Origin of the sequence: Frigidibacter sp. ROC022 (assembly GCF_024723735.1) — a bacterium.
Classification (GTDB): Bacteria; Pseudomonadota; Alphaproteobacteria; order Rhodobacterales; family Rhodobacteraceae; genus SLM-1.
Genome location: NZ_JANQDU010000002.1, coordinates 480,387 through 506,589, shown reverse-complemented (window position 1 = coordinate 506,589; position 26,203 = coordinate 480,387). Strand labels below are relative to the sequence as shown.

Annotated in this window: 26 protein-coding genes; 15 read left to right on the top strand and 11 right to left on the bottom strand. The window is 65.7% G+C overall.

Annotated features, from left to right (window positions below):
* Positions 1-23 precede the first annotated feature (23 nt).
* The gene (gene secB / locus NUW50_RS09215; RefSeq protein WP_258288808.1) at positions 24-518 is read left to right on the top strand and encodes a protein-export chaperone SecB; all 495 of its coding nucleotides are present in this window, start codon (positions 24-26) and stop codon (positions 516-518) included.
* Here secB and dnaQ read toward each other — a convergent pair.
* The 4 genes from dnaQ to NUW50_RS09195 are packed head-to-tail and all read right to left on the bottom strand — an operon-like array spanning position 509 to position 3,207.
* Positions 509-1,204 (bottom strand): DNA polymerase III subunit epsilon, encoded by a 696-nt coding sequence (dnaQ, locus tag NUW50_RS09210; RefSeq protein ID WP_258288807.1) that lies wholly within the window; start codon positions 1,202-1,204, stop codon positions 509-511. The two genes, secB and dnaQ, sit on opposite strands and share 10 nt — an antisense overlap.
* On the bottom strand, positions 1,179-1,787 hold the full coding sequence (gene coaE, locus NUW50_RS09205; protein ID WP_258288806.1) for a dephospho-CoA kinase: 609 nt from the start codon (positions 1,785-1,787) through the stop codon (positions 1,179-1,181). Before coaE ends, dnaQ begins: the two co-directional genes overlap by 26 nt.
* Entirely contained in the window at positions 1,787-2,614 is an 828-nt protein-coding gene (locus NUW50_RS09200; protein WP_258288805.1) for a shikimate dehydrogenase, read from the bottom strand. Before NUW50_RS09200 ends, coaE begins: the two co-directional genes overlap by 1 nt.
* Positions 2,611-3,207 carry a Maf family protein gene (locus tag NUW50_RS09195; RefSeq protein WP_258288804.1) on the bottom strand — a complete coding sequence of 199 codons (597 nt, stop codon included), beginning with the start codon at positions 3,205-3,207 and terminating at the stop codon, positions 2,611-2,613. The genes NUW50_RS09200 and NUW50_RS09195 overlap by 4 nt, the downstream gene beginning before the upstream one ends.
* Positions 3,208-3,612: 405 nt before the next feature.
* Here NUW50_RS09195 and hemJ point away from each other — a divergent pair, with 405 nt between their 5' ends.
* The 7 genes from hemJ (at position 3,613) to NUW50_RS09160 (ending at position 10,988) form a co-directional block, all read left to right on the top strand.
* Positions 3,613-4,074 carry a protoporphyrinogen oxidase HemJ gene (gene hemJ / locus NUW50_RS09190; RefSeq protein ID WP_258288803.1) on the top strand — a complete coding sequence of 154 codons (462 nt, stop codon included), beginning with the start codon at positions 3,613-3,615 and terminating at the stop codon, positions 4,072-4,074.
* Positions 4,075-4,191: 117 nt separating this feature from the next.
* The gene (rho, locus tag NUW50_RS09185; RefSeq protein ID WP_258288802.1) at positions 4,192-5,478 is read left to right on the top strand and encodes a transcription termination factor Rho; all 1,287 of its coding nucleotides are present in this window, start codon (positions 4,192-4,194) and stop codon (positions 5,476-5,478) included.
* A gap of 27 nt (positions 5,479-5,505) precedes the next feature.
* Positions 5,506-6,792: a tRNA uridine-5-carboxymethylaminomethyl(34) synthesis GTPase MnmE gene (mnmE, locus tag NUW50_RS09180; RefSeq protein ID WP_258288801.1), complete on the top strand. Its 1,287-nt coding sequence runs from the start codon at positions 5,506-5,508 to the stop codon at positions 6,790-6,792.
* An 11-nt stretch (positions 6,793-6,803) separates the two neighbouring features.
* A complete protein-coding gene (gene mnmG, locus NUW50_RS09175; RefSeq protein WP_258288800.1) occupies positions 6,804-8,660 on the top strand; it encodes a tRNA uridine-5-carboxymethylaminomethyl(34) synthesis enzyme MnmG in 1,857 nt (618 codons plus the stop codon).
* 26 nt (positions 8,661-8,686) lie between these two features.
* Positions 8,687-9,280: a 16S rRNA (guanine(527)-N(7))-methyltransferase RsmG gene (gene rsmG / locus NUW50_RS09170; protein WP_258288799.1), complete on the top strand. Its 594-nt coding sequence runs from the start codon at positions 8,687-8,689 to the stop codon at positions 9,278-9,280.
* 16 nt (positions 9,281-9,296) lie between these two features.
* A complete protein-coding gene (locus tag NUW50_RS09165) occupies positions 9,297-10,064 on the top strand; it encodes a ParA family protein (RefSeq protein WP_258289314.1) in 768 nt (255 codons plus the stop codon).
* A 27-nt stretch (positions 10,065-10,091) separates the two neighbouring features.
* Complete coding sequence (locus NUW50_RS09160; protein ID WP_258288798.1) at positions 10,092-10,988, top strand: ParB/RepB/Spo0J family partition protein; 897 nt, start codon at positions 10,092-10,094, stop codon at positions 10,986-10,988.
* On the opposite strand, the gene hemW is transcribed toward NUW50_RS09160, so the two are convergent.
* From hemW to rph, 3 genes are read right to left on the bottom strand one after another with little or no spacing between them, the layout of a single operon-like run.
* Complete coding sequence (gene hemW, locus NUW50_RS09155; RefSeq protein WP_258288797.1) at positions 10,985-12,130, bottom strand: radical SAM family heme chaperone HemW; 1,146 nt, start codon at positions 12,128-12,130, stop codon at positions 10,985-10,987. The genes NUW50_RS09160 and hemW overlap by 4 nt on opposite strands.
* Positions 12,120-12,734, bottom strand: coding sequence for an RdgB/HAM1 family non-canonical purine NTP pyrophosphatase (gene rdgB / locus NUW50_RS09150; protein ID WP_258289313.1), 615 nt, complete (start codon positions 12,732-12,734; stop codon positions 12,120-12,122). Before rdgB ends, hemW begins: the two co-directional genes overlap by 11 nt.
* Positions 12,731-13,444 (bottom strand): ribonuclease PH, encoded by a 714-nt coding sequence (rph, locus tag NUW50_RS09145; RefSeq protein ID WP_258288796.1) that lies wholly within the window; start codon positions 13,442-13,444, stop codon positions 12,731-12,733. The genes rdgB and rph overlap by 4 nt, the downstream gene beginning before the upstream one ends.
* 114 nt (positions 13,445-13,558) lie before the next feature.
* Between rph and hrcA the strand changes: the two genes are divergently transcribed.
* Together hrcA and NUW50_RS09135 are read left to right on the top strand one after the other, a co-directional pair.
* Positions 13,559-14,620 (top strand): heat-inducible transcriptional repressor HrcA, encoded by a 1,062-nt coding sequence (hrcA, locus tag NUW50_RS09140; RefSeq protein WP_258288795.1) that lies wholly within the window; start codon positions 13,559-13,561, stop codon positions 14,618-14,620.
* 9 nt (positions 14,621-14,629) lie between these two features.
* Positions 14,630-15,184, top strand: coding sequence for a nucleotide exchange factor GrpE (locus NUW50_RS09135; RefSeq protein WP_258288794.1), 555 nt, complete (start codon positions 14,630-14,632; stop codon positions 15,182-15,184).
* A 49-nt stretch (positions 15,185-15,233) separates the two neighbouring features.
* On the opposite strand, the gene mutS is transcribed toward NUW50_RS09135, so the two are convergent.
* Positions 15,234-17,888 carry a DNA mismatch repair protein MutS gene (gene mutS / locus NUW50_RS09130; RefSeq protein ID WP_258288793.1) on the bottom strand — a complete coding sequence of 885 codons (2,655 nt, stop codon included), beginning with the start codon at positions 17,886-17,888 and terminating at the stop codon, positions 15,234-15,236.
* Positions 17,889-18,042: 154 nt separating this feature from the next.
* Between mutS and NUW50_RS09125 the strand changes: the two genes are divergently transcribed.
* The 4 genes from NUW50_RS09125 to NUW50_RS09110 all read left to right on the top strand — a co-directional run bounded on the left by NUW50_RS09125 (position 18,043) and on the right by NUW50_RS09110 (position 22,660).
* Positions 18,043-20,310, top strand: a complete 2,268-nt coding sequence (locus NUW50_RS09125) for an NADP-dependent malic enzyme (RefSeq protein WP_258288792.1) — start codon at positions 18,043-18,045, stop codon at positions 20,308-20,310.
* A complete protein-coding gene (locus tag NUW50_RS09120) occupies positions 20,307-21,017 on the top strand; it encodes a sulfotransferase (RefSeq protein ID WP_258288791.1) in 711 nt (236 codons plus the stop codon). Before NUW50_RS09125 ends, NUW50_RS09120 begins: the two co-directional genes overlap by 4 nt.
* A gap of 195 nt (positions 21,018-21,212) precedes the next feature.
* Entirely contained in the window at positions 21,213-22,148 is a 936-nt protein-coding gene (locus NUW50_RS09115) for a Hint domain-containing protein (protein ID WP_258288790.1), read from the top strand.
* Positions 22,145-22,660, top strand: a complete 516-nt coding sequence (locus NUW50_RS09110; RefSeq protein ID WP_258288789.1) for a toxin-activating lysine-acyltransferase — start codon at positions 22,145-22,147, stop codon at positions 22,658-22,660. Before NUW50_RS09115 ends, NUW50_RS09110 begins: the two co-directional genes overlap by 4 nt.
* 3 nt (positions 22,661-22,663) lie before the next feature.
* On the opposite strand, the gene NUW50_RS09105 is transcribed toward NUW50_RS09110, so the two are convergent.
* On the bottom strand, positions 22,664-23,890 hold the full coding sequence (locus NUW50_RS09105) for an argininosuccinate synthase (RefSeq protein WP_258288788.1): 1,227 nt from the start codon (positions 23,888-23,890) through the stop codon (positions 22,664-22,666).
* 60 nt (positions 23,891-23,950) lie between these two features.
* Positions 23,951-24,286 (bottom strand): Hpt domain-containing protein, encoded by a 336-nt coding sequence (locus tag NUW50_RS09100; protein WP_258288787.1) that lies wholly within the window; start codon positions 24,284-24,286, stop codon positions 23,951-23,953.
* 152 nt (positions 24,287-24,438) lie between these two features.
* Here NUW50_RS09100 and NUW50_RS09095 point away from each other — a divergent pair, with 152 nt between their 5' ends.
* A complete protein-coding gene (locus NUW50_RS09095; RefSeq protein WP_258288786.1) occupies positions 24,439-25,728 on the top strand; it encodes a PP2C family protein-serine/threonine phosphatase in 1,290 nt (429 codons plus the stop codon).
* Here the strand turns inward: NUW50_RS09095 and NUW50_RS09090 are convergent.
* Positions 25,725-26,159 carry an NUDIX hydrolase gene (locus NUW50_RS09090; protein WP_258288785.1) on the bottom strand — a complete coding sequence of 145 codons (435 nt, stop codon included), beginning with the start codon at positions 26,157-26,159 and terminating at the stop codon, positions 25,725-25,727. The genes NUW50_RS09095 and NUW50_RS09090 overlap by 4 nt on opposite strands.
* Positions 26,160-26,203 lie beyond the last annotated feature (44 nt).

Here is a 26,203-nt window from a genome sequence, read left to right as displayed (position 1 = left end):
ACACAATTCGCAGGAACCAATCCATGGCCGAGACACCGACACCGCAGGACACCGCCCCGACGACACCGCAACAACCGAAGATGCAGGTTCTGGGTCAGTTCATCCGCGATCTGTCTTTCGAGAATGTCGTCTCGCAGAAGCCGATCAACGGCGAAGTGACGCCGGACATCCAGGTGCAGGTCAGCCTCGACGCCCGCAAGCGGACCCAGGACCATCAGTTCGAAGTGGTCGTCAAGCTGAAGATCACCTCGAAGAACCGCGGCACCGAGTCGGTCCTGTTCCTGCTGGAACTGGAATACTGCGGCATTTTCCACATCGAGAATGTCCCCGACGAGCAGATGCATCCCTATCTGATGATCGAATGCCCGCGGATGCTGTTCCCGTTCCTGCGCAGGATCGTTTCGGACATCACCCGCGACGGGGGCTTCCCGCCGCTGAACCTCGACAACATCGACTTCGTCGCACTCTATCGCCAGGAACTGGCGCGCCGGGCCGAAGCCAACAAGCTTCAGTCCTGATAGCGTTTCCACAAGGCGTCGTCGCCCAGGCTGTCCACGAAGGCGGCATGGGCGGCGGCTTCCTCGGCACTCAACCGTGACGGCAGCGGCTTCGGGCGCGGACCCGGCGTCCAGTCGCTGATTTCTTCGGTGCCGACCCGGGTTTCGGTCACGGTGGTCAGCACCAGGCCGGGCTGACGTCCCCCGATCAATTCCAGATAGACCTCGGCCAGCAGTTCGGAATCGAGCAGCGCACCGTGTTTTTCACGGGACGAATTGTCGATCCCGAAGCGCCGGCACAGGGCATCCAGCGAGGCGGGCGAGCCGGGAAATTTCTGCCGGGCGATGGCAACCGTGTCTATGGACTGTTCCATGGGCAGCGGCGCGAACCCGGCCTGGCGCAGCTCATGCGCCAGGAATTTCATGTCGAATGCGGCGTTGTGGATCACCAGCTTGGCGTCACCGACGAAATCGAGAAATGCCTGGGCGATGGCCTTGAATACCGGCTTGTCGCGCAGGAAATCGCCGCCCAGCCCGTGCACTTCGAAGGCGCTCTGCGGCATCGAGCGTTCCGGGTTGATGTATTGGTGATAGGTGCGCCCGGTGGGCATGTGGTTCATCAGCTCGATGGCACCGATCTCGACGATCCGATCACCGGTTTCGGGATCGAATCCGGTGGTTTCAGTGTCCAGAACCACTTCGCGCATGTTTTCCCGCCCTGATATCCTGCATCAGGTTGACCACGGATCGACGGGCGGATTCAAGCGTCTCGGTCCCGATCACCACATCGGCCCGGGCGCGTTTTTCGGCGTCGGGCATCTGCCGGGACAGGATCAGGTCGAGCTTTTCCGGCGTCATCCCGGGCCGCGCCAGAACCCGTTCGCGTTGCAGCTCGGCCGGGGCGGAAACCACGACCGCCAGATCCATCTGGTCGGCATGGCCGCCCTCGAACAGCAGCGGGATGTCCAGCACGACGACATCGGCGGAAGTCCCGGCCAGAAAGGCTTCGCGATCGGCGGCAACCAGCGGGTGGACCACGTTTTCGAGCCGCGACAGGTTGTCCGGGTCAGCTTGCACCCAACGCGACAGCTCTGCGCGATCGATGCCACCGTCCTTCAAGGCCGCGGGACACAGGTCGGACACCGGGCCAACGGCAGCGCCGTCTCTTGAATACAGCCGGTGAACCGCAGAGTCGGCGTCCCAGACGGCGGCGCCCTGTTCGGCAAACATCGCCGCCGTCGTCGATTTTCCCATCCCGATAGAGCCGGTCAGTCCGATCAGGAAAGCCATCAGTATCCCAGAACCGCGCGGCGCAACGACTCGTCCACCTCCGGACGGATGCCGAACCAGCGCTCGAAGGCCGGTACCGCCTGATGCAGCAGCATCCCCAGCCCGTCCACCGCGACGCAGCCGTTCTGCCGGGCAAAGGCCAGGAACGGGGTTTCCAGCGGTGTGTAGACCAGGTCGGTGACAACGGCCTTCGGCGACAATGCATCCAGCGGCACCCGGAATTCGGCCTTGCCTTCCATCCCGAGACTGGTGGTGTTGACCACCGTCGTCGCACCATCCAGCATGTTGCCCGCCTGGACCCAATCGTAGACATGGATCTTGCCGCCGAACTCCTCATGCAGGACTTCGGCGCGGGTCTTGGTGCGATTGGCGAGCCGGATTTCCGGAACCCCGACCTCGATCAGACTGGCGACCACGGCCCGCGCCGCGCCACCGGCGCCGAAGACGGCCGCCGGCCCGGCCTTGGGCTGCCAACCCGGTGCATTGGCCTTGAGATTCTCGATGAACCCGTAACCATCCGTGTTGTCGGCATGAATCTTGCCGTCCTTGCGGAAAATCAGGGTATTGGCCGCGCCGATCAGCGCCGCGCGGTCGGTCACCAGATCGGCAATCGCCAGCACCTTTTCCTTGTGCGGAATGGTGACATTGACGCCGACGAAGCCCATTTTCGGCAGCGCCCGGATCGTCTGCTCCAGATCGGCCTGGGCGATTTCCAGCGGCACATAGTATCCCCGGATGCCGAGCGTCCGCAGCCAATGACCATGCAGCGCCGGCGAGCGGCTGTGCCCCACGGGCGCCCCGATCACCCCTGCCAGTGGTATGCTCATGCTTCGATCTCTCCCCTCAATACCATCCAGTTCAGCAGCGGGACCATCGGCAGGCCCAATATGGCATGATAATCGGTACCAATGGATGTGAACAATCGGATGCCTTCGCCTTCGATCTGATAACCGCCGGCCGAATGGCGGATATCTTCCCAGTTCCGTTCGACATAGCCCCGGATGTAACCTTCGGACAGAACCCGCATCTGCATCCGCGCCTGGCCGACATGGCGCCAGATCACCGCGCCGTCCTGCCACACCGCCGCCGCGGAATAAAGGACATGCGGCTTGCCCGACATCCGTGTCAGCGTTTCGACAGCTTCCTCGGGTGTTTCGGGCTTGCCGTGGCACCGACCCTGGAAGTCCAGCACCTGATCGGCGCCCAGCGTCAGCGCCTGCGGGTCGCGCTGCCCGGCCTTCTGCGCCTTGAGCGCCGCCAGAGCATCCGCGATGTCGCGGGGCCGGGCGCCCTCGGCCTGCATCGAGGCGCGCATCGCATCTTCATCGACGCGGGCCGGATGCACCGAAACCTTCAGGCCGGCGGCTTCCAGCATCGCGCGACGAGTGGCCGAAGCAGAGGCCAGACGCAGAGTGTTCACTGTATGATCCAAAGATAACCCTGTGGCCAAGCCGGTGGGAAAACTGGGGGAAAGTCCCGGCCGGACTTTGGCACGGGGACGTGTCCGGGAAAAAGCCCGGGTTTTGCGAAATCCATCCTCTTGTGCACGGCCACCACAGCACCTGTGGACAGCCATGGTTGGACGCCACGTTATCCCACCCCACGCAGCATTCATCCACCGCCGCCATAGACGGTATCCTATTGATGTAATTGTTGTTTTACTGGTTTACTGACGCCTTGGGACAGCTTGTCAACAGGCCCTGGGCCACCCTGGCGCGTCGTGGACGGATGCCGGATATCCACTTGTTCCACAGCCCTACTACTACATCTATTCCTTATAGATATTCTTTTAAGTAGAAGGGGCGCGTCCCGTGATGGAGCGCCCATGTCCGAATTTCTCAGCCTGGCCTATCCCTGGATCAAGACGTTGCATGTCATCTCGGTCGTCGCCTGGATGGCCGGGATGTTCTATCTGCCGAGGCTCTACGTCTATCACACAGAAAGCGTGGAACAGGGCAGCGAAACCGATCTGCTGTTCCAGACGATGGAGCGGCGGCTTTTGCGGGCGATCATCAATCCGGCGATGATCTCGACCTGGGTCTTCGGTCTCTGCCTCGTCTTCACGCCGGGGATCGTCGATTGGTCATCGGTCTGGCCCTGGACCAAGACCCTGGGGATTTTCGTCCTCAGCTGGCATCACGGCTGGCTGTCGGCGCGGCGCCGGGATTTCGTGGCCGGGCGGAATACCCGCAGCGGGCGAACCTATCGGATGATGAACGAGGTGCCGACCCTGTGCCTGATCGTCATCGTCGGCTCGGTGATCGGGTTGAAACTCTCGGGCTGGTAGCCGGATCTGTTGACAGGATGGCCGGAATTGACCATATGGCGTCGAGGCGCCCGTCCGGGAGGCCGTTTTCCGATTCCTTGATGACAGGGCCGCGATGCGCGGCCGCAGGATATTCCCATGGCACTTGATGATGATTTCGAACGGCTGAGCCTGGCCGAACTGAAGGCGAAAAGCCCGAAGGATCTGCTGGCGATGGCGGAGGAGCTCGATATCGAGAACGCCTCGACCATGCGCAAGGGCGAGATGATGTTCTCGATCCTGAAGGAATATGCCGAGGAAGGCGCCGAGATCGGCGGCGACGGGGTGCTGGAAGTGCTGCAGGACGGGTTCGGCTTCCTGCGCTCGCCCGAGGCGAACTATCTGCCCGGCCCGGATGACATCTACGTCTCGCCCGAGATGATCCGCCAATATGCGCTGCGCACCGGCGATACCGTCGTCGGGGTGATGGTCGCGCCGCGTGAGAACGAGCGCTATTTCGCGATCACCAAGGTCACCCAGATCAATTTCGAGGATCCCGAGAAGGCCCGCCACAAGATCGCCTTCGACAACCTGACGCCGCTCTATCCCGACGAGCGGTTGAAGATGGAGGTCGAGAACGACGTGACGACCAAGGACCGGTCGGCCCGGATCATCGATCTGGTGGCGCCGATCGGCAAGGGCCAGCGCGGGTTGATCGTGGCGCCGCCCCGCACCGGTAAGACGGTGCTGCTGCAGAACATCGCCCATTCGATCGCGATGAACCACCCCGAGTGCTACCTGATCGTGCTGCTGATCGACGAGCGGCCCGAGGAAGTCACGGACATGCAGCGTAGTGTGAAGGGCGAGGTCGTGTCCTCGACCTTCGACGAGCCGGCAACGCGCCACGTGGCCGTGGCCGAGATGGTCATCGAAAAGGCCAAGCGTCTGGTCGAGCACAAGCGCGACGTGGTGATCCTGCTCGATTCGATCACTCGCCTGGGCCGCGCCTTCAACACCACGGTGCCGTCTTCGGGCAAGGTGCTGACCGGCGGTGTGGATGCCAACGCCCTGCAGCGGCCGAAGCGGTTCTTCGGCGCGGCGCGGAACATCGAAGAGGGCGGCAGCCTGACGATCATCGCCACCGCGCTGATCGACACCGGCAGCCGGATGGACGAAGTGATCTTCGAAGAGTTCAAGGGCACTGGCAACTCCGAGATCGTGCTGGACCGCAAGGTTGCCGACAAGCGGGTGTTCCCGGCGATGGACATCCTCAAGTCCGGCACCCGGAAGGAAGACCTGCTGGTCGACAAGGCCAATCTGCAGAAGACCTATGTGCTGCGCCGGATCCTGAACCCGATGGGCACCACGGACGCGATCGAATTCCTGATCTCGAAGCTCAAGCAGACCAAGACCAATTCCGAGTTCTTCGAGTCGATGAACGGATAATCCTTGTTGTAAGACAAGGGGTTACAGATGGATACTATCTTCGCTCTGGCCAGTGGCAAGGGCCGGGCCGGGGTCGCCGTGATCCGGGTTTCCGGGCCTTTGGCCTTTGAGGCCGTGCAGGCCCTGGCCGACCGTCTGCCGGTGCCGCGGCAGGCGCAACTCTCGAAACTGCAGGGGACGGCGGGGCTGATCGACACCGGTCTGGTGCTGTGCTTTCCCGGTCCCGGCAGTTTTACCGGCGAGGATGTGGCCGAGTTCCAGGTGCACGGGTCTCCCGCCGTCGTGGCAACGATCTTGGCCGAGCTGGGCGGTCGCCAGGGGTTCCGCGCCGCCGAGGCCGGTGAGTTCACCCGGCGCGCGCTGGAGAACGGCCGGCTGGACCTGACCGAGGTCGAAGCCCTGGGCGATCTGATCGAGGCCGAGACCGAGGCGCAGCGGCGTGCCGCGGTGGCCCAGATGGCCGGCGGGCTGCGGAGCCTGGCCGAGGGCTGGCGGGTCAAGCTGATCCGCGCGGCGGCGCTGATCGAAGCCACGATCGATTTCGCGGATGAGGATGTGCCCGTCGATGTGACGCCCGAGGTGTTGTCGCTGATCGATTCGGTATTGCCGGAGCTTCGGCACGAAGTCAGCGGTTTCGGCGTGTCCGAGCGGCTGCGCGACGGGTTCGAGGTCGCCATCGTCGGGCGTCCGAATGCCGGCAAATCGACCTTGCTCAATGCGCTGGCGGGGCGGGAGGCGGCGATCACTTCGACGGTTGCCGGAACGACGCGGGATGTGATCGAGGTCCGCATGGATCTCGACGGCTTGCCGGTGACGGTTCTGGACACCGCCGGTTTGCGCGATGCAGGCGACGAGGTGGAACGGATCGGGGTGGCGCGGGGCGTCGAACGGGCGCGGGCGGCGGACCTCCGGGTGTTCCTTCTCGACGAGACCCGGGCGGTGCCGCTGTTGATGCCGGGGACCGACGATATCGTGGTGCAGGGCAAGGGCGATCTGGCGGCGGTGGAGGGGCCCAGCGTCTCGGGCGTGACAGGCGAAGGGTTGAGCTGGCTGGTATCCGAAATCGGGCAGAAGCTGGAACGCCGGATGACAGGCGCGGCGCAGATCAACCGCACCCGGCATCTGCTGGCCGTCACCCGGGCGATCGGGGCTATGGAATCGGCGCGGGATGAGGTATGTGCGGGTTCGGATCGGGCAGAGCACGCGGCCGAAGCCTTGCGCCAGGCGTTGCGGGCTCTGGACGGTCTGATCGGGCGGGTGGATGTCGAGAACCTGCTCGACGAGATTTTCGCCAGCTTCTGCATCGGCAAATAGGATCGTTTCACGTGAAACAGTTTGATGTCATTGTCGTCGGCGGAGGCCACGCCGGAACCGACGCCGCCCATGCCGCGACCCGGCTGGGTGCGCGTGTGGGCCTTGTGACGTTGAGTTTCGACGGCATCGGCGCGATGAGCTGCAATCCCGCGATCGGCGGCCTTGGCAAGGGCCATCTGGTCCGCGAAGTGGATGCCCTGGGCGGGGTGATGGGCCAGGCAGCGGATCAGGCCGGCATCCAGTTCCGGCTGCTGAACCGTCGCAAGGGGCCGGCGGTGCAGGGGCCGCGGGCGCAGGCGGACCGGGCGCTTTACAAGAGCGCGGCCCAGGCGGCGGTGCGCGACAGCGGCATCGAGGTGATCGAGGGCGAGGTGGTCGATCTGCTGATGCAGGGCGAGACGGTCGCCGGCGTCGTTCTGGAGGATGGCAGCGAGATCCCGGCGGGCGCCGTGGTCCTGACCACGGGGACGTTCCTGCGCGGGGTGATCCATATCGGCGACAGCTCCCGGCCCGGCGGCCGGGTAGGGGAGCGGCCGGCCCTGCGTCTGGCAGATCGGCTGAAGGATTACGGCCTGCCGCTCGGGCGTCTGAAAACCGGGACGCCGCCGCGGCTGGATGGTCGGACGATTGCCTGGGACAAGCTCGACATGCAGCCCGGTGACGATGAGCCGGTGATGTTTTCCTTCCTCTCCAGCGCCCCGGTCGCCCGGCAGATTTCCTGCGGGATCACCCATACCAACGCGGAAACGCATGAGATCATCCGCGCCAACCTGGCACGATCCGCGATGTATGGCGGGCATATCGAAGGGATCGGGCCGCGCTATTGCCCTTCGATCGAGGACAAGGTGGTCCGCTTTGCCGACAAGGACTCGCATCAGGTGTTCCTGGAGCCCGAGGGGCTGAGCACCGACACCGTCTACCCCAACGGCATTTCCACCTCGCTTCCGGCGGATGTGCAGGCGGATTACGTGCATTCGATGCATGGGCTTGAAAATACGGCGATTCTACAGCCGGGCTATGCGATCGAATATGATTATGTCGATCCGCGCAGCCTGCGTCCGACGCTGGAACTGAAACAGGCGCCGGGCCTCTATCTGGCGGGCCAGATCAACGGCACGACAGGTTATGAGGAAGCCGCCGCGCAGGGATTGGTCGCGGGGCTGAATGCGGCCCTGGGCGCCCTTGGCCGCGCGCCGGTCGAATTCTCGCGCTCCGAAAGCTACATCGGCGTGATGATCGACGATCTGGTCAGCCGCGGCGTGACCGAGCCCTATCGCATGTTCACTTCACGGGCCGAATTCCGCCTGACGTTGCGGGCGGACAATGCCGACCAGCGGCTTACGCCGATGGGGATCGCCCTGGGCTGCGTCTCCGAATCGCGGAAGCGCGCCTTTGAAGCCAAGGCCGAGGCGATGGCCCGCGGCAAGGAGATGCTCAGCGCGCATGGCTTTTCCTCGACCGAACTGGCGCGGGCCGGGCTGAAGGTTCGGAATGACGGGGTTCGGCGCACGGTCTACGAGATCATGAGTTTCCCCGATGTGGGAGAGGCAGATGTTGTGGCACTGGTGCCGGGATTCGCCGATCTGCCGGCGGATGTGCGGGCCCAGCTTGGCCGTGACGCGCTCTACGCCAACTACCTCGAACGTCAGGACCGGGACGCCGAGGCATTGCGGCGGGACGAGGCCGTGGCGATCCCGGAAGATTTCTCCTATGCCGGGCTCAGCGGGCTGTCGAACGAGTTGAAGGCCAAGCTGGAGCGGTTGCGCCCGGCCAGCCTGGCGCATGCGGCGCGGATCGAGGGCATGACCCCGGCGGCGCTGACGCTGATCCTCGCCCATCTGCGGCGTGACGCCCGCCGTTCGGCCTGACGTTTCACGTGAAACAGCCCACCGCCATGCCAGAGGTTTCACGTGAAACAACCGAGCGTCTTGCCGCTTTCGAAGCGCTGGTGCGCAAGTGGAACCCGGCCGTCAACCTGGTCAGCCGGGCGAGCCTGGCCGATCTGCGCCAACGCCATATCGAGGATTCGGTTCAGCTCCTGGGATTTTCCGGCCTGACCGCCGGCCATTGGGTGGATCTCGGGACCGGCGGCGGCTTCCCGGGGCTGGTGATCGCCATTCTTGCGATGGACCTGCCGAATCTGCGAGTCACCTGCATCGAATCGGACAACCGGAAAGCCGCCTTCCTGGCGACGGTGGTGCGCGAATTGGGGCTGCCGGCAACGATCCTGGCGGAGCGGATCGAAGCGGCGCCGCCGCAGCAGGGCGATGTCGTTTCTGCCCGCGCTCTGGCGCCGCTGGGCGAGTTGCTGCCATTGGCGTTGCGGCATTTGCAGCCGGGGGGCATGGCGATCTTCCCGAAAGGCGCCCGCTACGCTACAGAAGTGGCGGCGGCACGAGAGGCCTGGCGCTTTGATCTGACCGAGGCGCCAAGCCGGACCGATCTCGACGCAAGACTGCTGAAACTGGAAGGACTTACACGTGCCTGACGACCTGATTCCGCGTATGACCCGGATTATCGCGGTGGCCAACCAGAAGGGCGGCGTCGGCAAGACAACCACGGCCATCAACCTGGCCGCGGCGATGGTGGAGCTGGGCAAGCGGGTGCTGGTGGTGGACATCGATCCGCAGGGCAACGCCTCGACCGGCCTGGGGATCACGGCCAAGGCCCGCAACCTGACCACCTACGATCTGCTGATCGAAGGTGAACCGCTGAACGAGGTTGCGCTTGAAACCACGACTCCGGGCCTGTTCGTCGCGCCGGCAACGACCGATCTCAGCTCGGCCGATCTGGAAATGGTGTCCAACGAACGGCGCAGCTACCTGCTGCACGACGCGCTGCGCGGACCGGAAGCGGCGGCGCTGCAACTGGATTACATCCTGATCGACTGTCCGCCCAGCCTCAGCCTGCTGACCGTCAATGCACTGGTGGCGGCGGATGCGGTGCTGATCCCGTTGCAGGCCGAATTCTTTGCCCTGGAGGGCCTGTCGCAACTGATTCTGACGATCCGCGAAGTGCGCGAGACCGCGAATCCCAAGCTGCGGATCGAAGGCGTGGTTCTGACCATGTATGACAAGCGCAACAACCTGGCGCAGCAGGTGCAGGCCGATGCGCGCGAGACGCTGGGCGAGGTCGTGTTCAACACCGTGGTGCCGCGCAATGTGCGGGTCAGCGAGGCGCCCAGTTTCGCGGTGCCGGTGCTGAGCTATGATCCGCAGTCGAAAGGGGCCATTGCCTATCGGGCGCTGGCACAAGAGATTGTAGAAAGATAAGACCACACCACAACAAGGGGGTGTCTGATGGCAAGTGGCAGAAAGGGATTGGGGCGCGGTCTGTCGGCCCTCATGGCCGATGTGCGGACCGAGGAAGCAGCCCCTCAGGGCAGCACGCGGCGAACCGGTGCCGAACGCATGGTGCCGATCGAGAAGATCCACCCCAACCCGGCGCAGCCCCGGCGGCATTTCGACGAGGTGGAGCTGGAAGAGCTGGCCACCTCGATTCGCGAGTTCGGCATCATCCAGCCGCTGGTGGTCCGTGCGGTCGATGACGTCTTCGAGCTGGTGGCGGGCGAACGGCGCTGGCGTGCGGCGCAGCTGGCCGAGCGTCACGAAGTGCCGGTGGTCGTGCGCGATTATGACGAGCTGGAAGTGCTGCAGATCGGCATTGTCGAAAACGTCCAGCGCGCCGACCTGAACCCGATTGATGAGGCTTCTGCCTACCACACCTTGATCGAACGCTATGGTCACTCACAAGATCAGGTAGCCGATGCGGTCGGCAAGAGCCGTAGCCATGTCGCCAATCTGGTGCGTCTGCTGGCCCTGCCGGACCCGGTCCGCGAAATGCTGGTCGATGGGCGGCTCAGCACCGGCCACGCCCGTGCCCTGATCGGTTTGCCGAATGCCGTCGAACTCGCCGAGCGGGCGGTGAAGAAGGGGCTTTCGGTGCGCGAGGTCGAACGTCTGGCGACGGCGGCAAAGCCCGCATCCTCGCGCAAACCGCGCGCTGCCCCGGCCAAGGATGCCGACACGCTGGCGCTGGAAGGCGATCTCTCGGCGACGCTGAAGATGCCGGTGCAGATCAACCATCGCGCCGGCAGCGAGGGCGGGGTGCTGTCGATCAGCTATGCTTCGCTCGACGACCTCGACCGGCTGTGCCAGGCCCTGTCCGGGGTGAAGGGCAACATCTTCTCGGATTAGGCCAGCAACGCCCGCAGCACCGAGTTCAGCAGCAACCGCCCGCTGGCGGTGGCAAACAGGCGCTCGCCGTCGCGGCGCAGGAACCCGTCGGCAACCAGATCGGCCATTCGCGCCTCGATCGGCTCGCCGCCCAGGGCGCGAAAGCGGGACAGATCGCTGCCTTCGGTCAGCCGCAGCGACATCATCAGGTATTCAGCGGCGCGGCCGTCCGGGGTCAGCGCCTCGATCTGTTGCGAGCGGGAGTCGGCCACCGCCGCCAGCCAGTCCTTCGGGGCGCGCGGCGTCTCGGTTGCCAGGCGTTCGTCCAGCGTCAGCCGCCCATGCGCGCCCGGACCGATACCGGCCCAGTCGCCGCCGCGCCAATAGATCAGGTTGTGGCGGCATTCCTGCCCCGGCCGGGCGTGGTTCGAGACCTCATAGGCCGGCAGCCCGGCCGCGGCGGTCATCGTCTGGGTGATTTCGAACAGTGCCACCGAACGATCCTCATCCGGCAATCCGCGCAGCAGTCCGCGACGATGCCGGTCGCCAAAGGCGGTGCCGTCCTCGATGGTCAGCTGGTAGAGCGACAGGTGATCGGTGCCGAGCGCCAGCGCACGGGTCAGTTCGGCCTCCCAGGCTTCCGGGGTCTGGCCCTGCCGCGCATAGATCAGGTCGCAACTGACACGATCGAAACGGGCCTGCGCGATCTCCAGCGCCCGCAGCGCCTCATCCACCGAATGCAGACGCCCCAGGGCCCGCAGGTCGTCGTCGTTCAGGGCCTGAAGCCCGACCGAGATACGATTGACCCCGGCCAAGCGGAACCCGTCGAAGGCGGCCGCCTCGACCGAGGTCGGGTTGGCCTCCAGGGTGATCTCGATGTCATTGGCGAAGGACCACGCTTCCCGCGCTGCCGCCAGCACCGCTTCGACGGTTGCCGGGGCCATCAGGCTGGGCGTGCCGCCGCCGAAAAAGATGGAGTCGAGCCGGCGTGGGCCGGTCAGCCGGGCGACCGATTCGATTTCGGCTTGGTAGGCTTGGACGAAGGCTTGCTGGTCGATCTGCGCCGCGACATGCGAGTTGAAGTCGCAATAGGGACATTTCGAAAGGCAATAGGGCCAGTGAACATAAAGCCCGAACCCCGCTTCGACCCTGTCAGCGGGCAAAGCTGCCGGCCATCAGCTTGGCGAAGGCCACGGCGCGGTGGCTGATCCGGTGCTTTTCCTCGGGGCCCATCTCTCCGAAGGTAACATGATACCCCTCGGGCACGAAGATCGGATCGAAGCCAAAGCCGAACTCGCCGCTCGGCGGCCATTTCAACGTGCCCGGCACCTCGCCGGTGAAAATCTCGTCATGCCCGTCGGGCCAGGCCAGGCAGAGCGTCGCGCAGAACTTTGCGCGGCGCGGGAAGGGGGCGGCCTTTTCCTCCAACAGGTCCCAGACCCTGGTCATCGCCATCAGGTAGTCGCGGCCATTCGGCGTTTCGGCCCAATCGGCGGTATAGACCCCCGGCGCCCCGTCCAGGGCTTCGACCATGATGCCGCTGTCGTCGGACAGGGCAGGGAGACCCGAGGCGCCGGCGGCGGCATGGGCCTTGATCCGGGCATTGCCGACAAAGGTGGATTCGGTTTCCTCGGGCTCGGGCAGGCCGAGCTCGCCCACCGAAACCACCGAAATGCCCAGGGGCCGGACCAGGGCGCCGATCTCGCGCACCTTGCCGGCGTTATGGGTCGCCAGAACCAGCCGGTCGCCGTCGAAGCGCCGCATCAGGCGACGGCGGCGTTCTGGGCCGCGACCAGATCGGCGACGCCGGATTCCGCCAGGCGCATCAGGGCGTCCATCTGCTCTCTCGAAAAGGTCGATCCCTCGGCCGACATCTGCACCTCGACGAGACGGCCATCACCGGTCATCACGAAATTGCCATCGACCCCGGCTTCGCTGTCCTCGAGATAGTCAAGATCCAGCACTGGCTGCCCGGCATAGATGCCGCAGGAGACGGCGGCGATGTTGCTTGTCAGCGGATCGGTCTTGATGTCGCCGGCCTTCATCAGCCGGTTGACCGCCAACCGCAGCGCCACCCAGCCGCCGGTGATCGAGGCACAGCGGGTGCCGCCATCGGCCTGGATCACGTCGCAGTCGATCGTGATCTGCCGCTCGCCCATGGCGACCCGGTCCACGCCGGTGCGCAAAGAGCGTCCGATAAGCCGTTGAATTTCTTGGGTTCTTCCGGTCTGCTTGCCACGGGCAGCCTCGCGCGAGTTGCGGGTTGTCGTGGCGCGGGGCAGCATCCCGTATTCCGCCGTCACCCAGCCCAGGCCCGAGTTGCGCAGAAATGGCGGCACCCGCTCTTCCAGCGAGGCTGTGCACAGCACATGGGTATCGCCGCAGCGGATCAGGCAGGAGCCCTCCGCGTGCTTGGTGACATCGATCTCGATCGAGACGGGGCGCAGGGTATCAGTGGTCCGGCCAGAGGGGCGCATGGGGTCATCCTTCAGTTTCGCGTCGTCTTAGAACGGGCAAGGATCGAGGCCAACCTTTATTGACGTGGCCGGTCGCAGCCCCTTAGTTTCTACAGTCCCGGAGTCGACAGTCAGATGAGCAATTCTAACCTTTTAGACGAGATGAACGACCGCAGCCGCGAGGTGTTCCGCCGCGTGGTCGAAGCCTATCTGTCGAACGGCGATCCGGTCGGCTCGCGCACCCTGACGCGAACCATGTCGGAAAAGGTCAGCGCCGCGACGATTCGAAATGTCATGCAGGACCTGGAGTTTCTCGGCCTGCTCGGCTCGCCCCACATATCCGCCGGGCGGGTGCCGACCCAGGCCGGGCTGCGCATGTTCGTGGACAGCCTGCTCGAGGTCAGCGATCTGTCGGAAAAGGATCGCGAGAAACTGGACGAGACGCTGGGCGAGAACGGCCCCGATGTCGGCTCGATGCTGGATCGGGTCGGCACCGCCCTGTCCGGCCTCACCCAGGGCGCCAGCCTGGTGCTGACGCCGAAACACGAGGCGCCGATCCGCCATATCGAGTTCGTCAGCCTGGCACCGGACCGGGCATTGGCGATCCTGGTGTTCCAGGACGGCCATGTCGAAAACCGGGTCTTCACGCCGCCGCCGGGCCAAACCGCCTCGGCGCTGCGCGAGGCGTCGAATTTCCTGAACTCGATCGCCGAGGGGGCCTCGATCTCGACCCTGCGGCGGAAGCTGGAGCAGCAGATCGCGCTGCACCGGCAGGAACTCGATTCGCTGACCTCCGAACTGGTCACGGCGGGGGTCGCGGTCTGGGACGAGACCGACGACACCGACGCGCGACTAATTGTCCGGGGTCAGGCCAACCTGCTCGACGCCGGAGTGGATGCCGAGGACATGGAGCGGATCCGCACCCTGTTCGACGATCTCGAGCGCAAGAAGGACATTGCCGAGTTCCTGGAACTCACCGAGACCGGCGACGGTGTGCGGATATTTATCGGCTCGGAGAACAAACTCTTCTCACTTTCGGGTTCCTCTCTGGTTGTCTCTCCCTATATGAACGCTGACCGGAAGATCGTCGGGGCCATCGGGGTCATCGGACCCACGCGGCTGAACTATGGACGGATCGTTCCGATTGTGGATTACACGGCGCAACTCGTCGGACGGCTGCTGTCCGACAGGGGCTAGGGGAAGAATATGGCTGAGGCACAAAACGAACAGGACAAGAATGTCCCGGAAGATCAGACGGCCGAGCAGGCGACAGAGCCGATGTCGGATGTAGAGGCCGAGATCATCGCGCTGAAAGTCGAACGCGACGATCTGAAGGATCGGTTCATGCGGGTGCTGGCGGATGCCGAGAATGCGCGCAAGCGCAGCGAGCGGGACCGCCGCGAGGCCGAACAATACGGCGGCAGCAAGCTGGCGCGCGACCTGTTGCCGGTCTTCGATTCGCTCAAGCGGGCGATCCAGTCGATCGCGCCGGAGCAGCGCGAGTCGAATGCCGCGCTGATCGAAGGCATCGAACTGACGCAGCGCGAGCTGATCAACGTCTTCAAGAAGCACGGGATCGAGCCGATCACGCCGGAACCCGGCGATGCCTTCGATCCGCAGTTGCACCAGGCGATGTTCGAAGCGCCGGTGGCCGGCACCGAGGCGGGCGACATCATCCAGGTGATGGCGGACGGGTTCATGCTGCATGACCGGCTGCTGCGGCCGGCGCAGGTCGGCGTCTCCTCGACCCCCAAAAACTGAGTGTCCCCATGGGGACACTCTGAATTCATTGGGAAAATTCCGGTTAAATTCAGGTAAACCGACGGTCCTGCGCCTCTAGCAGCGCTTTCAGGTCGTAGAGCAGCTCCAGGGCCTGCCGGGCCGTCATCTCGTCCGGGTGAATCTCCTTCAGCCGGGCCTCGATCTCGGAGTCCTTCGCGGCCGGGCGCGGCGCGGGGGCCTGGGCCGCGGTGGCGGCGAAGAGCGGCAGATCGTCGATCAGTGCCTTCTTGCTGGCGCCGCCCTCACGTTCGCCTTTCTCCAGCGCGTCGAGCACGACCCGGGCCCGTTCGACCACCGCCGCGGGCAGGCCGGCAAGCCGGGCGACCTGAACCCCGTAGCTGCGATCGGCAGCGCCCTTGCGCACTTCGTGCAGGAAGATCACGTCGCCGTCCCATTCCTTCACCGCCACGGTGGCATTCGACAGGCCGGGCAGGCGGTCGGCGAGCGCCGTCAGCTCGTGGTAATGGGTGGCGAAGAGGGCGCGGCAGCGGTTCACGTCATGCAGATGTTCCAGCGTCGCCCAGGCGATGGACAGCCCGTCATAGGTCGCCGTTCCGCGCCCGATCTCGTCGAGGATGACCAGCGCCCGGTCGTCGGCCTGATTGAGGATTGCCGCGGTCTCGACCATCTCGACCATGAAGGTCGAGCGGCCCCGCGCCAGATCGTCCGAGGCCCCGACGCGCGAGAAGAGCTGGCTGACAAGCCCGATCCGCGCCCGTTCGGCGGGAACGTAGAACCCGGCCTGGGCCAGCAGCACGATCAACGCATTCTGGCGCAGGAAGGTGGATTTACCGGCCATGTTCGGCCCGGTCAGGCACCAGATCGCCGCGGCATCGTCCCGGGCGCTGAGGTCGCAGTCATTGGGAATGAAGGTGCCGGACTGCTGCCGCTTCAGCGCCTGTTCCACCACCGGATGCCGTCCGGCGTCGATCAGGAAGTCCCGGTCTTCGGTGATCTCGGGCCGGGTCCAGTCCTCGCGCGTGGCCAGATCGGCGGCGGCGGCGGCGAGATCGACGGCGGCGAGACGACGCGACAGGATCGACAGCCCGGCGCTATGGTCCAGCACCTCGGCGGCGAGCTGGTCGAACAGCTGCCGCTCGATCGCATCGGCATGCGTGGCGGAATTGAGGATCCGGGTTTCGAGTTCCGACAGTTCCAGCGTGGTGAAGCGCACCGCGTTGGCATTGGTCTGGCGGTGGATGAAGGTTTCCGACAGCGGCGGCGAGAGCATCTTCTCGGCGTGGCTGGCCGGGGTTTCCACGTAGTAGCCGAGCACGTTGTTGTGCCGGATCTTCAGCGAGGCAATGCCGGTGGCCCCGGAATATTCGGCCTGCAATCCGGCGATGACGCCGCGGCCTTCGTCGCGCAGCTTGCGGGTGCGGTCGAGTTCTTCGTGATAGCCCTCGGCAATGAAGCCGCCGTCCTTGGTGGCGAAGGGCGGTTCGGCCACCAGGGCCGACGAGAGAAGCGCCCCCAGGCTTTCGAAGCCCTTGAGGTCGGCCGGGTCCAGCTGACCCTCGCAGCCGTCGAGCAGCCGGGCAATGCGGGTGGCGCCCTCGATCCCGGCGCGGATCGCGGCGAGATCGCGGGGCCCGCTGCGGCCAAGGGCCAGCCGCGACAGGGCCCGGTCGATATCGGGAACGCTGCGGAGTTCGGCCCGCAGATCGTCACGCAGAACGGGGTCTTCGACCAGCCTGGAGACCGACTCCAGACGTTCGGTGATGGTGGCGCGGTCGCAGCTCGGCCCGGCGATGCGGCGCTCCAGCAGCCTTGCGCCGCCCGGCGTCACGGTGCGGTCGATCGCGGCCAGCAGAGACCCGTCGCGCGTGCCGGTCAGCGAGCGGGTCAACTCCAGATTGCGGCGGGTCGCGGCGTCGATCTGAAGGGTGCCGCCCGGGATGTCGCGCTGCGGCGGGCGCAGATGCGGCAGGCGGCCCTTCTGGGTGATGTCGATGTAATCGACCAGGGCGCCCAGTGCCGAGAGTTCGGCCCGGGAAAACCCGCCGAAGGCATCCAGCGTCGCGGTCTGGAACAGCGCCGTCAGCCGTGTCTCGGCCGAGGTGGAATCGAAGGAGGCGGCCGACAGCGGGGTGACGGCGGGGCCTTCGATCCTTGGCTCCAGCTCGGCCAGGCGGCTTTCCGGCACCAGCAGTTCGCGGGGGTTCAGCCGCGCCAGTTCCGGCGCCAGGCGCACCGGCGGACAGGGGGTGACATGCAGCTCTCCGGTCGAGATATCGGTCCAGGCCAGGGCAGAATCGTCACGCACCTCGGTATAGGCGGCAAGGAAGTTCGATGCGCGGGCTTCGAGCAGGCTGTCCTCGGTCAGGGTGCCGGGCGTCACCAGCCGCACGACCTCGCGTTTCACGACCGACTTGGACCCGCGTTTCCTTGCCTCGGCCGGATCCTCCATCTGATCGCAGACCGCGACCCGGAAGCCCTTGCGGATCAGGCTGAGCAGATAGCCCTCGGCGGAATGGGCCGGGACGCCGCACATCTGGATGTCCTCGCCCAGATGCTTGCCGCGCTTGGTCAGGGCGATGTCCAGCGCCTCGGCGGCGGCGACCGCATCGTCGAAGAACATCTCGTAGAAATCGCCCATGCGGTAGAACAGCAAGGCATCCGGGTGCCCGGCCTTGATTTCGAGATACTGCGCCATCATCGGTGTGACGGTGTCGTCGGCCATGCCCTTCTTCCCCCGGTAACACACCGTCTATAGCCACAGCGGTGCAGCGCGACCAGAGAGGCCGGGGCCGGGATTCGGCCCCCGCGCCAAGAAGCGCAGTTGAGCCGTGCGATGCGGAGCGTTATGACGGACTTCGGCCGTGGGAGGAGCAGAGATGAGCAAGACAAAATACACCCGGGAAGAGGCGCTGGCCTTTCACCTGCATCCGCGGCCCGGGAAATTCGACATCGTCGCCTCGGTCCCGATGGCGACCCAGCGCGACCTGTCGCTGGCCTACAGCCCCGGCGTCGCGATGCCGGTGGAGGAGCTCGCCCGCGATCCGGCGACCGCCTATGACTACACCAACAAGGGCAATCTGGTCGGGGTCATCACCAACGGCACGGCGATCCTGGGGATGGGAAACCTGGGGGCGCTGGCCTCGAAGCCGGTGATGGAAGGCAAGTCGGTGCTGTTCAAGCGCTTTGCCGACGTGAACTCGATCGACATCGAGCTGGCCACCGAAGACCCGGATGCCTTCATCGCGGCGGTGCGGCTGATGGAGCCGACCTTCGGCGGCATCAACCTGGAAGACATCAAGGCGCCGGAATGCTTCATCATCGAGCAGCAGCTCAAGGAAACGATGAGCATTCCGGTGTTTCACGACGATCAGCACGGCACCGCGGTGATCTGCGCGGCGGGGCTGCTGAACGCGCTGCACATCACCGGCAAGAAGCTGGAAGAATGCCGGATCGTCCTGAACGGCGCCGGGGCGGCGGGGATCGCCTGCCTGGAACTGCTCAAGGCGATGGGGGCGCGGCATGACAACTGCATCATGTGCGACACCAAGGGGGTGATCTATCAGGGTCGGACCGAGGGCATGAACCAGTGGAAATCGGCCCATGCGGCGCAGACCGACTGCCGCAGCCTGGCCGAGGCGATCAAGGGCGCGGACGTGTTCCTGGGGGTCTCGGCCAAGGGGGCCGTGACCGCCGAGATGGTTGCCAGCATGGCGCCCGATCCGGTGATCTTCGCGATGGCCAACCCCGACCCCGAGATCACGCCGGAGGAGGCGCATGGCATCCGCAAGGACGCGATCGTGGCGACCGGGCGGTCGGACTACCCGAACCAGGTCAACAACGTTCTGGGCTTTCCCTATCTGTTCCGCGGCGCGCTGGACATCCATGCCCGGGCGATCAACGACGAGATGAAGATCGCCTGTGCCGAGGCGCTGGCGGCGCTGGCGCGCGAGGATGTGCCGGACGAGGTGGCGCTGGCCTATGGCAAGAAGCTGACCTTCGGGCGGGAATACATCATCCCGACGCCCTTCGATCCGCGGCTGATCCATGTGGTGCCGCCGGCGGTGGCCGAGGCCGGGATGAAGACCGGCGTGGCGCGTCGGCCGATCCTGGACATGGAGGGCTATCAGCAGTCGCTGAAGGCGCGGATGGACCCGACCGCCTCGATCCTGCAGGGCATAGGGGTGCGGGCGCGGGCCGCGCAGGCGCGGATGATCTTTGCCGAGGGCGACGATCCGCGGGTGCTGAAGGCGGCCGTCGCCTATCAGCGCGGCGGCTACGGCAAGTCGATCGTTGTCGGGCGCGAAGCCGACGTGAAGGAGAAGCTGACCGCCGAGGGGCTGGGCGATGCCTATTCGGAACTGGACATCGTCAATGCCGCCAACACCGAGCACCTGGATGAATACAAGGCGTTTCTCTACGAGCGGCTGCAACGCCGCGGGGCGGACCGGCAGGACGTGCACCGGCTGGCGGCGCGGGACCGGCATGTCTTTGCGGCGCTGATGCTGGCGCATGACCACGGCGACGGGCTGGTCACCGGGGCGACGCGCAAATCGGCGCATGTGCTGTCGCTGATCAACCATGTCTTCGACGCCAATGCCGAATCCGGCAGCGTCGGGGTGACGGCGGTGCTGCACCAGGGGCGAATCGTGCTGATTGCCGATACGCTGGTGCAGGAATGGCCGGACGAGGAAGATCTGGCCGATATCGCCACCGCCGCCGCCCATGCGGCGCGCGGGCTGGGACTGGAGCCGCGGGTGGCCTTCCTCTCCTTCTCGACCTTCGGCTATCCGGTCAGCGAGCGGGCGACCAAGATGTACGAGGCGGCCAAGGTCCTGGACCGGCGCGGCGCCGATTTCGAATACGAAGGCGAGATGACCGTCGATGTGGCGCTGAACATGGAGGCGATGGCCGCCTATCCGTTCTGCCGCCTGACCGCTCCGGCCAATGTGCTGGTGGTTCCGGCCCGGCATTCGGCCTCGATCTCGGTGAAGCTGATGCAGGAGATGGCCGGCGCCACGGTGATCGGGCCGATCCTGACCGGGGTGCCGAAGCCGATCCAGATCTGCTCGACCGGATCGAAGGTCAACGACGTGCTGAACATGGCGCTGATCTCGGCCTGCCGGATGGGGCAGGACCAGAGATGAACATCGCCTGCTGGTCGGGGCCGCGCAACCTGTCCACCGCGATGATGTATTCCTTCGCGGCGCGCGGGGACTGTGCCGTGGTGGACGAGCCCTTCTATGCCGCCTATCTGGCCGCGACCGGGCTGGATCATCCGATGCGGGAGGCGATCCTGGCCAGCCAGGAAACAGACCCTGAAAAGGTGATTTCGGCCTGTCTGGCGCCGGATGCGACGCGACCGCTGCGCTATCAGAAGCACATGACCCAGCACATGCTGCCCGGCATCCGCCGCGACTGGCTGGAGCGGATGTCGAATGTCTTCCTGATCCGGCACCCGGCGCGGGTCGTGGCCAGCTACAGCGCCAAGCGCGAAGACCCGACGCTGGACGACATCGGCTTTCGCCAGCAGGCCGAGCTGTTCGATCTCTGCACCTCGCTGGGTCAGAGCCCGGTGGTGCTGGATTCCGACGATATCCGCCGCGATCCGGCCGCGATGCTGCGCAGGCTTTGCGAGAGGCTGGATATCGCCTGGACCGAGCGGATGCTTTCCTGGCCCGCCGGAGGGCACCCGGCCGACGGAGTCTGGGCGGCGCATTGGTATGGCGCGGTGCATCGTTCGACCGGATTCGCGGCGGCGGAAGGGCCGCTGCCAAGGCTGTCGGGGCCGGCCGGGGACCTTGCCGAGGCCGCGCTGCCGCATTACGAGCGCCTGGCGGCCGTGAAGATCTGAGAACCAGGCCGAAATGCCACGGCAATAATCCTCTTGCACAGCCGCAGGTTGAATCGTTGCTTGCCAGCCCGGCCCGGATGCCTCAAAATCCTTTGAAATCCGGCAGTAGGTCGGCGAGAGCAGGTCACAAGACCACCGAGAGTGGACAAACAAGACGGGCGGCCCCGGTGGCGCATGCCCGCAACAGAGGTCGCCATGGGCTATAATATCTCGGATGTCAGCGGCAATGGCACGGGCACGACCAGTAGCGGGCTGGATGGCTGGGAGTTCACCGGCGACCTTTCGGCCAATCCCGGGCTGACCACGATCAGCGGTGACTTCGATGTGGTCAGCGACGGCGTCAGCGAGGGCGAGGCCAGCAGCTATACCTTCAGCGCGCTTTCGACGACCCAGTTCGGCACGCTGAGCACCAATAGTTCGGACGGGACATTCACCTTCACGATCGACAAGTCCGCGCTTTATGCCTCGGGCTCGGATCAGGTCGTCACCTTCACGGTGACCGGCGGTGACGGGATCAGCAGCGACACCGATTCGGTGTCGATCCGGTTGCTGATCTGCCTGGCGCGGGGCACCCTGATCGAGACGCCGCAGGGGCCGGTTCGGGTCGAGGACCTGGAAGTCGGCGACCTGGTGCGCACCGCGGATGGCCGGGCCGAACCCTTGCGCTGGGTCGGTTCGCGCAGGGTCAGCAGTGCCGAGCTGGACCAGCATCTGCATCTGCGCCCGGTCCGCATTCAGGCCGGGGCGCTGGGGGCCGGGGTGCCGGCCCGCGATCTGATCGTCTCGCCGCAGCACCGGGTGCTGATTCGGGGCTGGCGGGCCGAGCTCTATTTTGGCGAGGCCGAGGTATTGGTGCCGGCCAAGGCGCTGATCAACGACCATTCCATCCGCGTCGATCACCCGGCGGACGGGGTGGAGTATTTCCACCTGCTGTTCGACCGGCACGAGATGATCGTGACCGAAGGCGCCACCACCGAGAGCTTCCATCCCGGCCAGTATTCGGTTTCGGCGCTTGGCGCCGCGGTGCAGACCGAGCTTTGGCAGCTGTTCGGCGGCCGGCCCGCCTATGCCGCGGCGCGGCCGGTTCTGACGGTGCGGGAAGCCGCGGTTCTCGGGGTGCCGGCGGCATGAGTCGGGAAGAACCCAGACCCACCAATTCCGTCGAGTTCCCTTCGGCCGAGAAGCTTCGGATCTATGGCGACATGGCCTTTCTGGCCTTTCGCAGCCAGCGCCATGCCGAGATGCCGCTGGGCCTGTTGCGGGAATCGATCGAACCGCCCGTGGAGCTGGGCCAGTTCAGGATTTTCCGCTTCGACGAGATTCCGCGCGGGGTCTTCACCTGGGCCAGGCTGAGCGCCGAGGCCGAGCAGGCCTATGTGACCACCGGCAGACTGGACCCGAATGACTGGAATTCGGGCGACCGGCTGTGGATCATCGACCTGATCGCGCCCTATCGCGGGCTGGCCCGGGGCATGGTGCGCTGGATCACCCAGCCGGGCAATTTCACCGACAAGGATTTCCGCTTTCGCCGGGTGCTGGGCAAGAGCCAGACCCGCCGCATCGTCCATATCGACTTCCACCGGCCCGAGGGTCTGAGCAGGGTCTATGACGATGCGAAGGCCTATCTCGACGCGGTGGCCTGAGCCTCAGTCGCGCAGCCGCTTGCTGCGGGTGCCCAGCAGTTTCAGGCGCAGCGCGTTGAGCCGGATGAACCCGGCCGCGTCCTTCTGGTCATAGGCGCCGGCGTCGTCCTCGAAGGTCACATGCGCCTCGGAATAGAGCGAGTGATCCGACCAGCGCCCGACCGTCCGGGCCAGACCCTTGTAGAGCTTCAGCCGCACCGTGCCGGTGACATGTTCCTGGCTCTTGTCGATCAGCGCCTGCATCATCTCGCGCTCGGGCGAGAACCAGAAGCCGTTGTAGATCGTCTCGGCATAGCGGGGCATGATCGAATCCTTCAGATGCCCGGCCCCGGAATCGAGCGTGATCTCCTCGATCCCGCGATGCGCTTCCAGCAGGACCGTGCCGCCGGGGGTTTCGTAGATGCCGCGCGACTTCATCCCGACGAAGCGGTTTTCCACCATGTCGAGACGGCCGATGCCGTGCTTGCCGCCCAGTTCGTTCAGTCGGGTCAGGATGGTGGCGGGCGACAGCGCCTCGCCGTTGATCGACACCGCATCGCCGCGTTCGAAACCGATCTCGATATATTCCGGCGTGTCGGGGGCCTTCTCGGGATCGACGGTGCGCTGATAGACATAGTCCGGCGCATCGACCGCCGGGTCTTCCAGCACCCGGCCCTCGGACGAGGTGTGCAGCAGGTTGGCATCGACCGAGAAGGGCGCTTCGCCGCGCTTGTTCTTGGCGATCGGGATCTGATGCTCTTCCGCGAATTGCAAGAGCTTGGTGCGGCTTTGCAGATCCCAGAGCCGCCAGGGGGCGATGACCTTGATATCGGGGTTCAGCGCATAGGCCGAGAGTTCGAAGCGGACCTGGTCGTTGCCCTTGCCGGTGGCGCCATGCGAGATGGCGTCGGCGCCGGTGGCCTCGGCGATCTCGACCAGCCGCTTGGAGATCAGCGGCCGGGCGATCGAGGTGCCCAGCAGATAGAGCCCTTCGTAGAGTGCATTGGCGCGGAACATCGGGAAGACGAAGTCGCGGACGAATTCCTCGCGCAGATCCTCGATGAAGATGTTCTCGGGCTTGATCCCCAGAAGCTCGGCCTTGGCGCGGGCCGGCTCCAGCTCTTCGCCCTGTCCGAGGTCGGCGGTGAAGGTGACCACCTCGCAGCCGTATTCGGTCTGCAACCATTTCAGGATGATCGAGGTATCGAGTCCGCCGGAATAGGCAAGGACGACTTTCTTCGGTGCGGACATCTTTCTGGCTCCCCGGCTCTGGCCTCAGCGGTGCGGGGATAGTTGCTTTTCGGGCCGCCTTCAAGCAGTGCCCACGGTCAGGCCCAGCCGGGCGGCAAACTCGGCCTTCGAGGCGGCATAGATCGACAGCAGCCGGGGAATGTCGATCGCGCCGAAGCGGGCGGCACGGGCATCGCGTTCGCCCTGCTGGCAGATCTCGCCCAGGGCGCGGAAGCCCAGGGTCAGCGCGCTGCCCTTGACGAAATGCAGGTCGTCTTCAAGCGTCTCGGGCGCGGGCCGCGCCTTGAGCCGCGCCAGAACCGCCTCCACCTCGTCCAGGAACAGTTGCACGACCTCGGGAAATTCCTCTTCCCCGACATCATCGCGCAGCTCGTCCACGCGGTTCCATTCGATCACCGTCACCTCCTGCGGGCCGCATCCCCGGGGCAGCCATAGCGGGCCGGGGTTAAGATTCCGTCCCGGGAATGCGGCGAATTGTCGGAACGGCTTAAGGCGGCCTTAGGGGAAACCGCCGAGACTGGCCGTCAGCCCGAACCGGAGGAGCCCGTTTGCCGAACCTTGCCCTGACAACCCTGCCTCCGGTCCCGCCGCTGCGGGGGCGGGCGGGCCGATCGGTCCGCCGGGTGCTGATCGTCGATGACAGCAAGTTGCAGCGCCGGATCCTGGCTGCCTGCCTGCGGCGGCTGGGGTTCCAGACGGTCGAGGCCGGATCGGGCCGCGAGGCGCTGGACCACCACCTGCTGGAGGATGTCGATCTGGTGCTGTCGGACTGGATGATGCCGGACATGGACGGGCTGGAACTGTGCCGCGAGGTGCGTCGACGGCAGGGCGACCGCTATGTCTATTTCATCCTGCTGACCTCGAAGAGCGGGAAGGACGAGATCGCGCAGGGGCTGGATGTCGGGGCCGACGACTTCCTGGCCAAGCCGGTGGGTGTGCAGGAACTGCGGGCGCGAATCTCGGCCGGGGCGCGGATCCTGGCGATGGAACGGGCCCTGACCGAGCGGAACCGGGTGGCCAATGCCGCGCTGAGCAAGTTGCGGCTGCTCTACGATGCCATCGACCGCGACCTGATCGAGGCCCGGAAACTGCAGCAATCGCTGGTCCGGGAGCGGCGGCGCTGCTTTGCCGAGGGCGAGGTCAACCTGATGCTGCACCCCTCGGGCCACGTCGGCGGCGATCTGGTCGGCTTCTACCGGATCGGTCATGCCGGGGTCGGGCTCTACGGGATCGACGTTTCGGGCCACGGCATCGCCTCGGCGCTGCTGACCGCCCGGCTGGCCGGTTATCTGAGCGGTGGAGTCCCGGGGCAGAACATCGCGCTGCGTCACGATACCGGGGGTCGAATCGTGGCCCGCCCGCCGGCAGAGGTGGCGGCGGACCTGAACCGGCTGATGCTGGAAGAGGTCGAGACCGAGCACTATTTCACCATGGCGCTGGCGGTGCTGGATTTCGCCTCGGGCGCGGTGAGCCTGGTGCAGGCGGGGCATCCGATGCCGCTGGTGCAGGCGCCGGACGGCGCGGTGCGGACGGTGGGCGACGGCGGGCTGCCGATCGGCCTCTTGCCGGAGGCCCGCTACGAGGCCGCCCATTTCACCCTGCGACCGGGGGAGCGGCTGCTGATCTGTTCCGACGGGTTCACCGAATGCCCCGATGCCGAGGGGCGGATGCTGGACGACGCCGGGCTGATCGACATGGTCCGGGGGGCCGGCGACCTGCGCGGATCGGCGTTTCTCGATACGCTACTCTGGACCCTGTCGGCCCATGTCGGAGACCGGGACTTTCCCGATGACCTCTCGGCGCTGTTGTTTGAATATTCCGGCCCGGAAAGGCTCTAACTAAGCAGATTCGCCAGAAAATCGGCTTCGGCCCGATGGGTCAGCATCTCCAGCGCAAGCCCGGCGGGCAGGAACAGCGCGGTGTGGCCCGGCTCTGTCGGCGGGCCGAGGCGGCGGATCGGGCGGGCCAGCCAGACATGGCAGATCTTCTCGGCCCAGCGGTCGTATTCCGGCATGTAGGTGAACCGCCGCCAGGCGCCGAGGTGGCGCGGCGGCCCGATCGTCCAGCCGGTTTCCTCGTAGACCTCGCGATGCAGGGCGGCGATGGGCTGTTCCCCGGGGTCGATGCCGCCGCCGGGAAGCTGATATTCCGGGTCGGGCTCGGCCTGGAAGGTCAGCAGAACCCTGTCGCCCCGCAGCAGCACCGCATAGGCGCCGGGCCTGGGGTGATAGACCTGCCCGCGCCGGGGTGTTTCGCCGTATCTCCGCATCGCCAGCCTTCCGATCCTTGTCGCCTTGGGCCATAGAGCTTACT

Coding starts and splice junctions, on each gene's coding strand:
- secB (WP_258288808.1), top strand. CDS start 24: ATGGCCGAGACACCGACACCGCAGGACACCGCCCCGACGACACCGCAA.
- dnaQ (WP_258288807.1), bottom strand. CDS start 1,204: ATGCGCGAAGTGGTTCTGGACACTGAAACCACCGGATTCGATCCCGAA.
- coaE (WP_258288806.1), bottom strand. CDS start 1,787: ATGGCTTTCCTGATCGGACTGACCGGCTCTATCGGGATGGGAAAATCG.
- NUW50_RS09200 (WP_258288805.1), bottom strand. CDS start 2,614: ATGAGCATACCACTGGCAGGGGTGATCGGGGCGCCCGTGGGGCACAGC.
- hemJ (WP_258288803.1), top strand. CDS start 3,613: ATGTCCGAATTTCTCAGCCTGGCCTATCCCTGGATCAAGACGTTGCAT.
- rho (WP_258288802.1), top strand. CDS start 4,192: ATGGCACTTGATGATGATTTCGAACGGCTGAGCCTGGCCGAACTGAAG.
- mnmE (WP_258288801.1), top strand. CDS start 5,506: ATGGATACTATCTTCGCTCTGGCCAGTGGCAAGGGCCGGGCCGGGGTC.
- rsmG (WP_258288799.1), top strand. CDS start 8,687: ATGCCAGAGGTTTCACGTGAAACAACCGAGCGTCTTGCCGCTTTCGAA.
- NUW50_RS09165 (WP_258289314.1), top strand. CDS start 9,297: ATGACCCGGATTATCGCGGTGGCCAACCAGAAGGGCGGCGTCGGCAAG.
- NUW50_RS09160 (WP_258288798.1), top strand. CDS start 10,092: ATGGCAAGTGGCAGAAAGGGATTGGGGCGCGGTCTGTCGGCCCTCATG.
- rph (WP_258288796.1), bottom strand. CDS start 13,444: ATGCGCCCCTCTGGCCGGACCACTGATACCCTGCGCCCCGTCTCGATC.
- hrcA (WP_258288795.1), top strand. CDS start 13,559: ATGAGCAATTCTAACCTTTTAGACGAGATGAACGACCGCAGCCGCGAG.
- NUW50_RS09135 (WP_258288794.1), top strand. CDS start 14,630: ATGGCTGAGGCACAAAACGAACAGGACAAGAATGTCCCGGAAGATCAG.
- mutS (WP_258288793.1), bottom strand. CDS start 17,888: ATGGCCGACGACACCGTCACACCGATGATGGCGCAGTATCTCGAAATC.
- NUW50_RS09125 (WP_258288792.1), top strand. CDS start 18,043: ATGAGCAAGACAAAATACACCCGGGAAGAGGCGCTGGCCTTTCACCTG.
- NUW50_RS09120 (WP_258288791.1), top strand. CDS start 20,307: ATGAACATCGCCTGCTGGTCGGGGCCGCGCAACCTGTCCACCGCGATG.
- NUW50_RS09115 (WP_258288790.1), top strand. CDS start 21,213: ATGGGCTATAATATCTCGGATGTCAGCGGCAATGGCACGGGCACGACC.
- NUW50_RS09110 (WP_258288789.1), top strand. CDS start 22,145: ATGAGTCGGGAAGAACCCAGACCCACCAATTCCGTCGAGTTCCCTTCG.
- NUW50_RS09105 (WP_258288788.1), bottom strand. CDS start 23,890: ATGTCCGCACCGAAGAAAGTCGTCCTTGCCTATTCCGGCGGACTCGAT.
- NUW50_RS09090 (WP_258288785.1), bottom strand. CDS start 26,159: ATGCGGAGATACGGCGAAACACCCCGGCGCGGGCAGGTCTATCACCCC.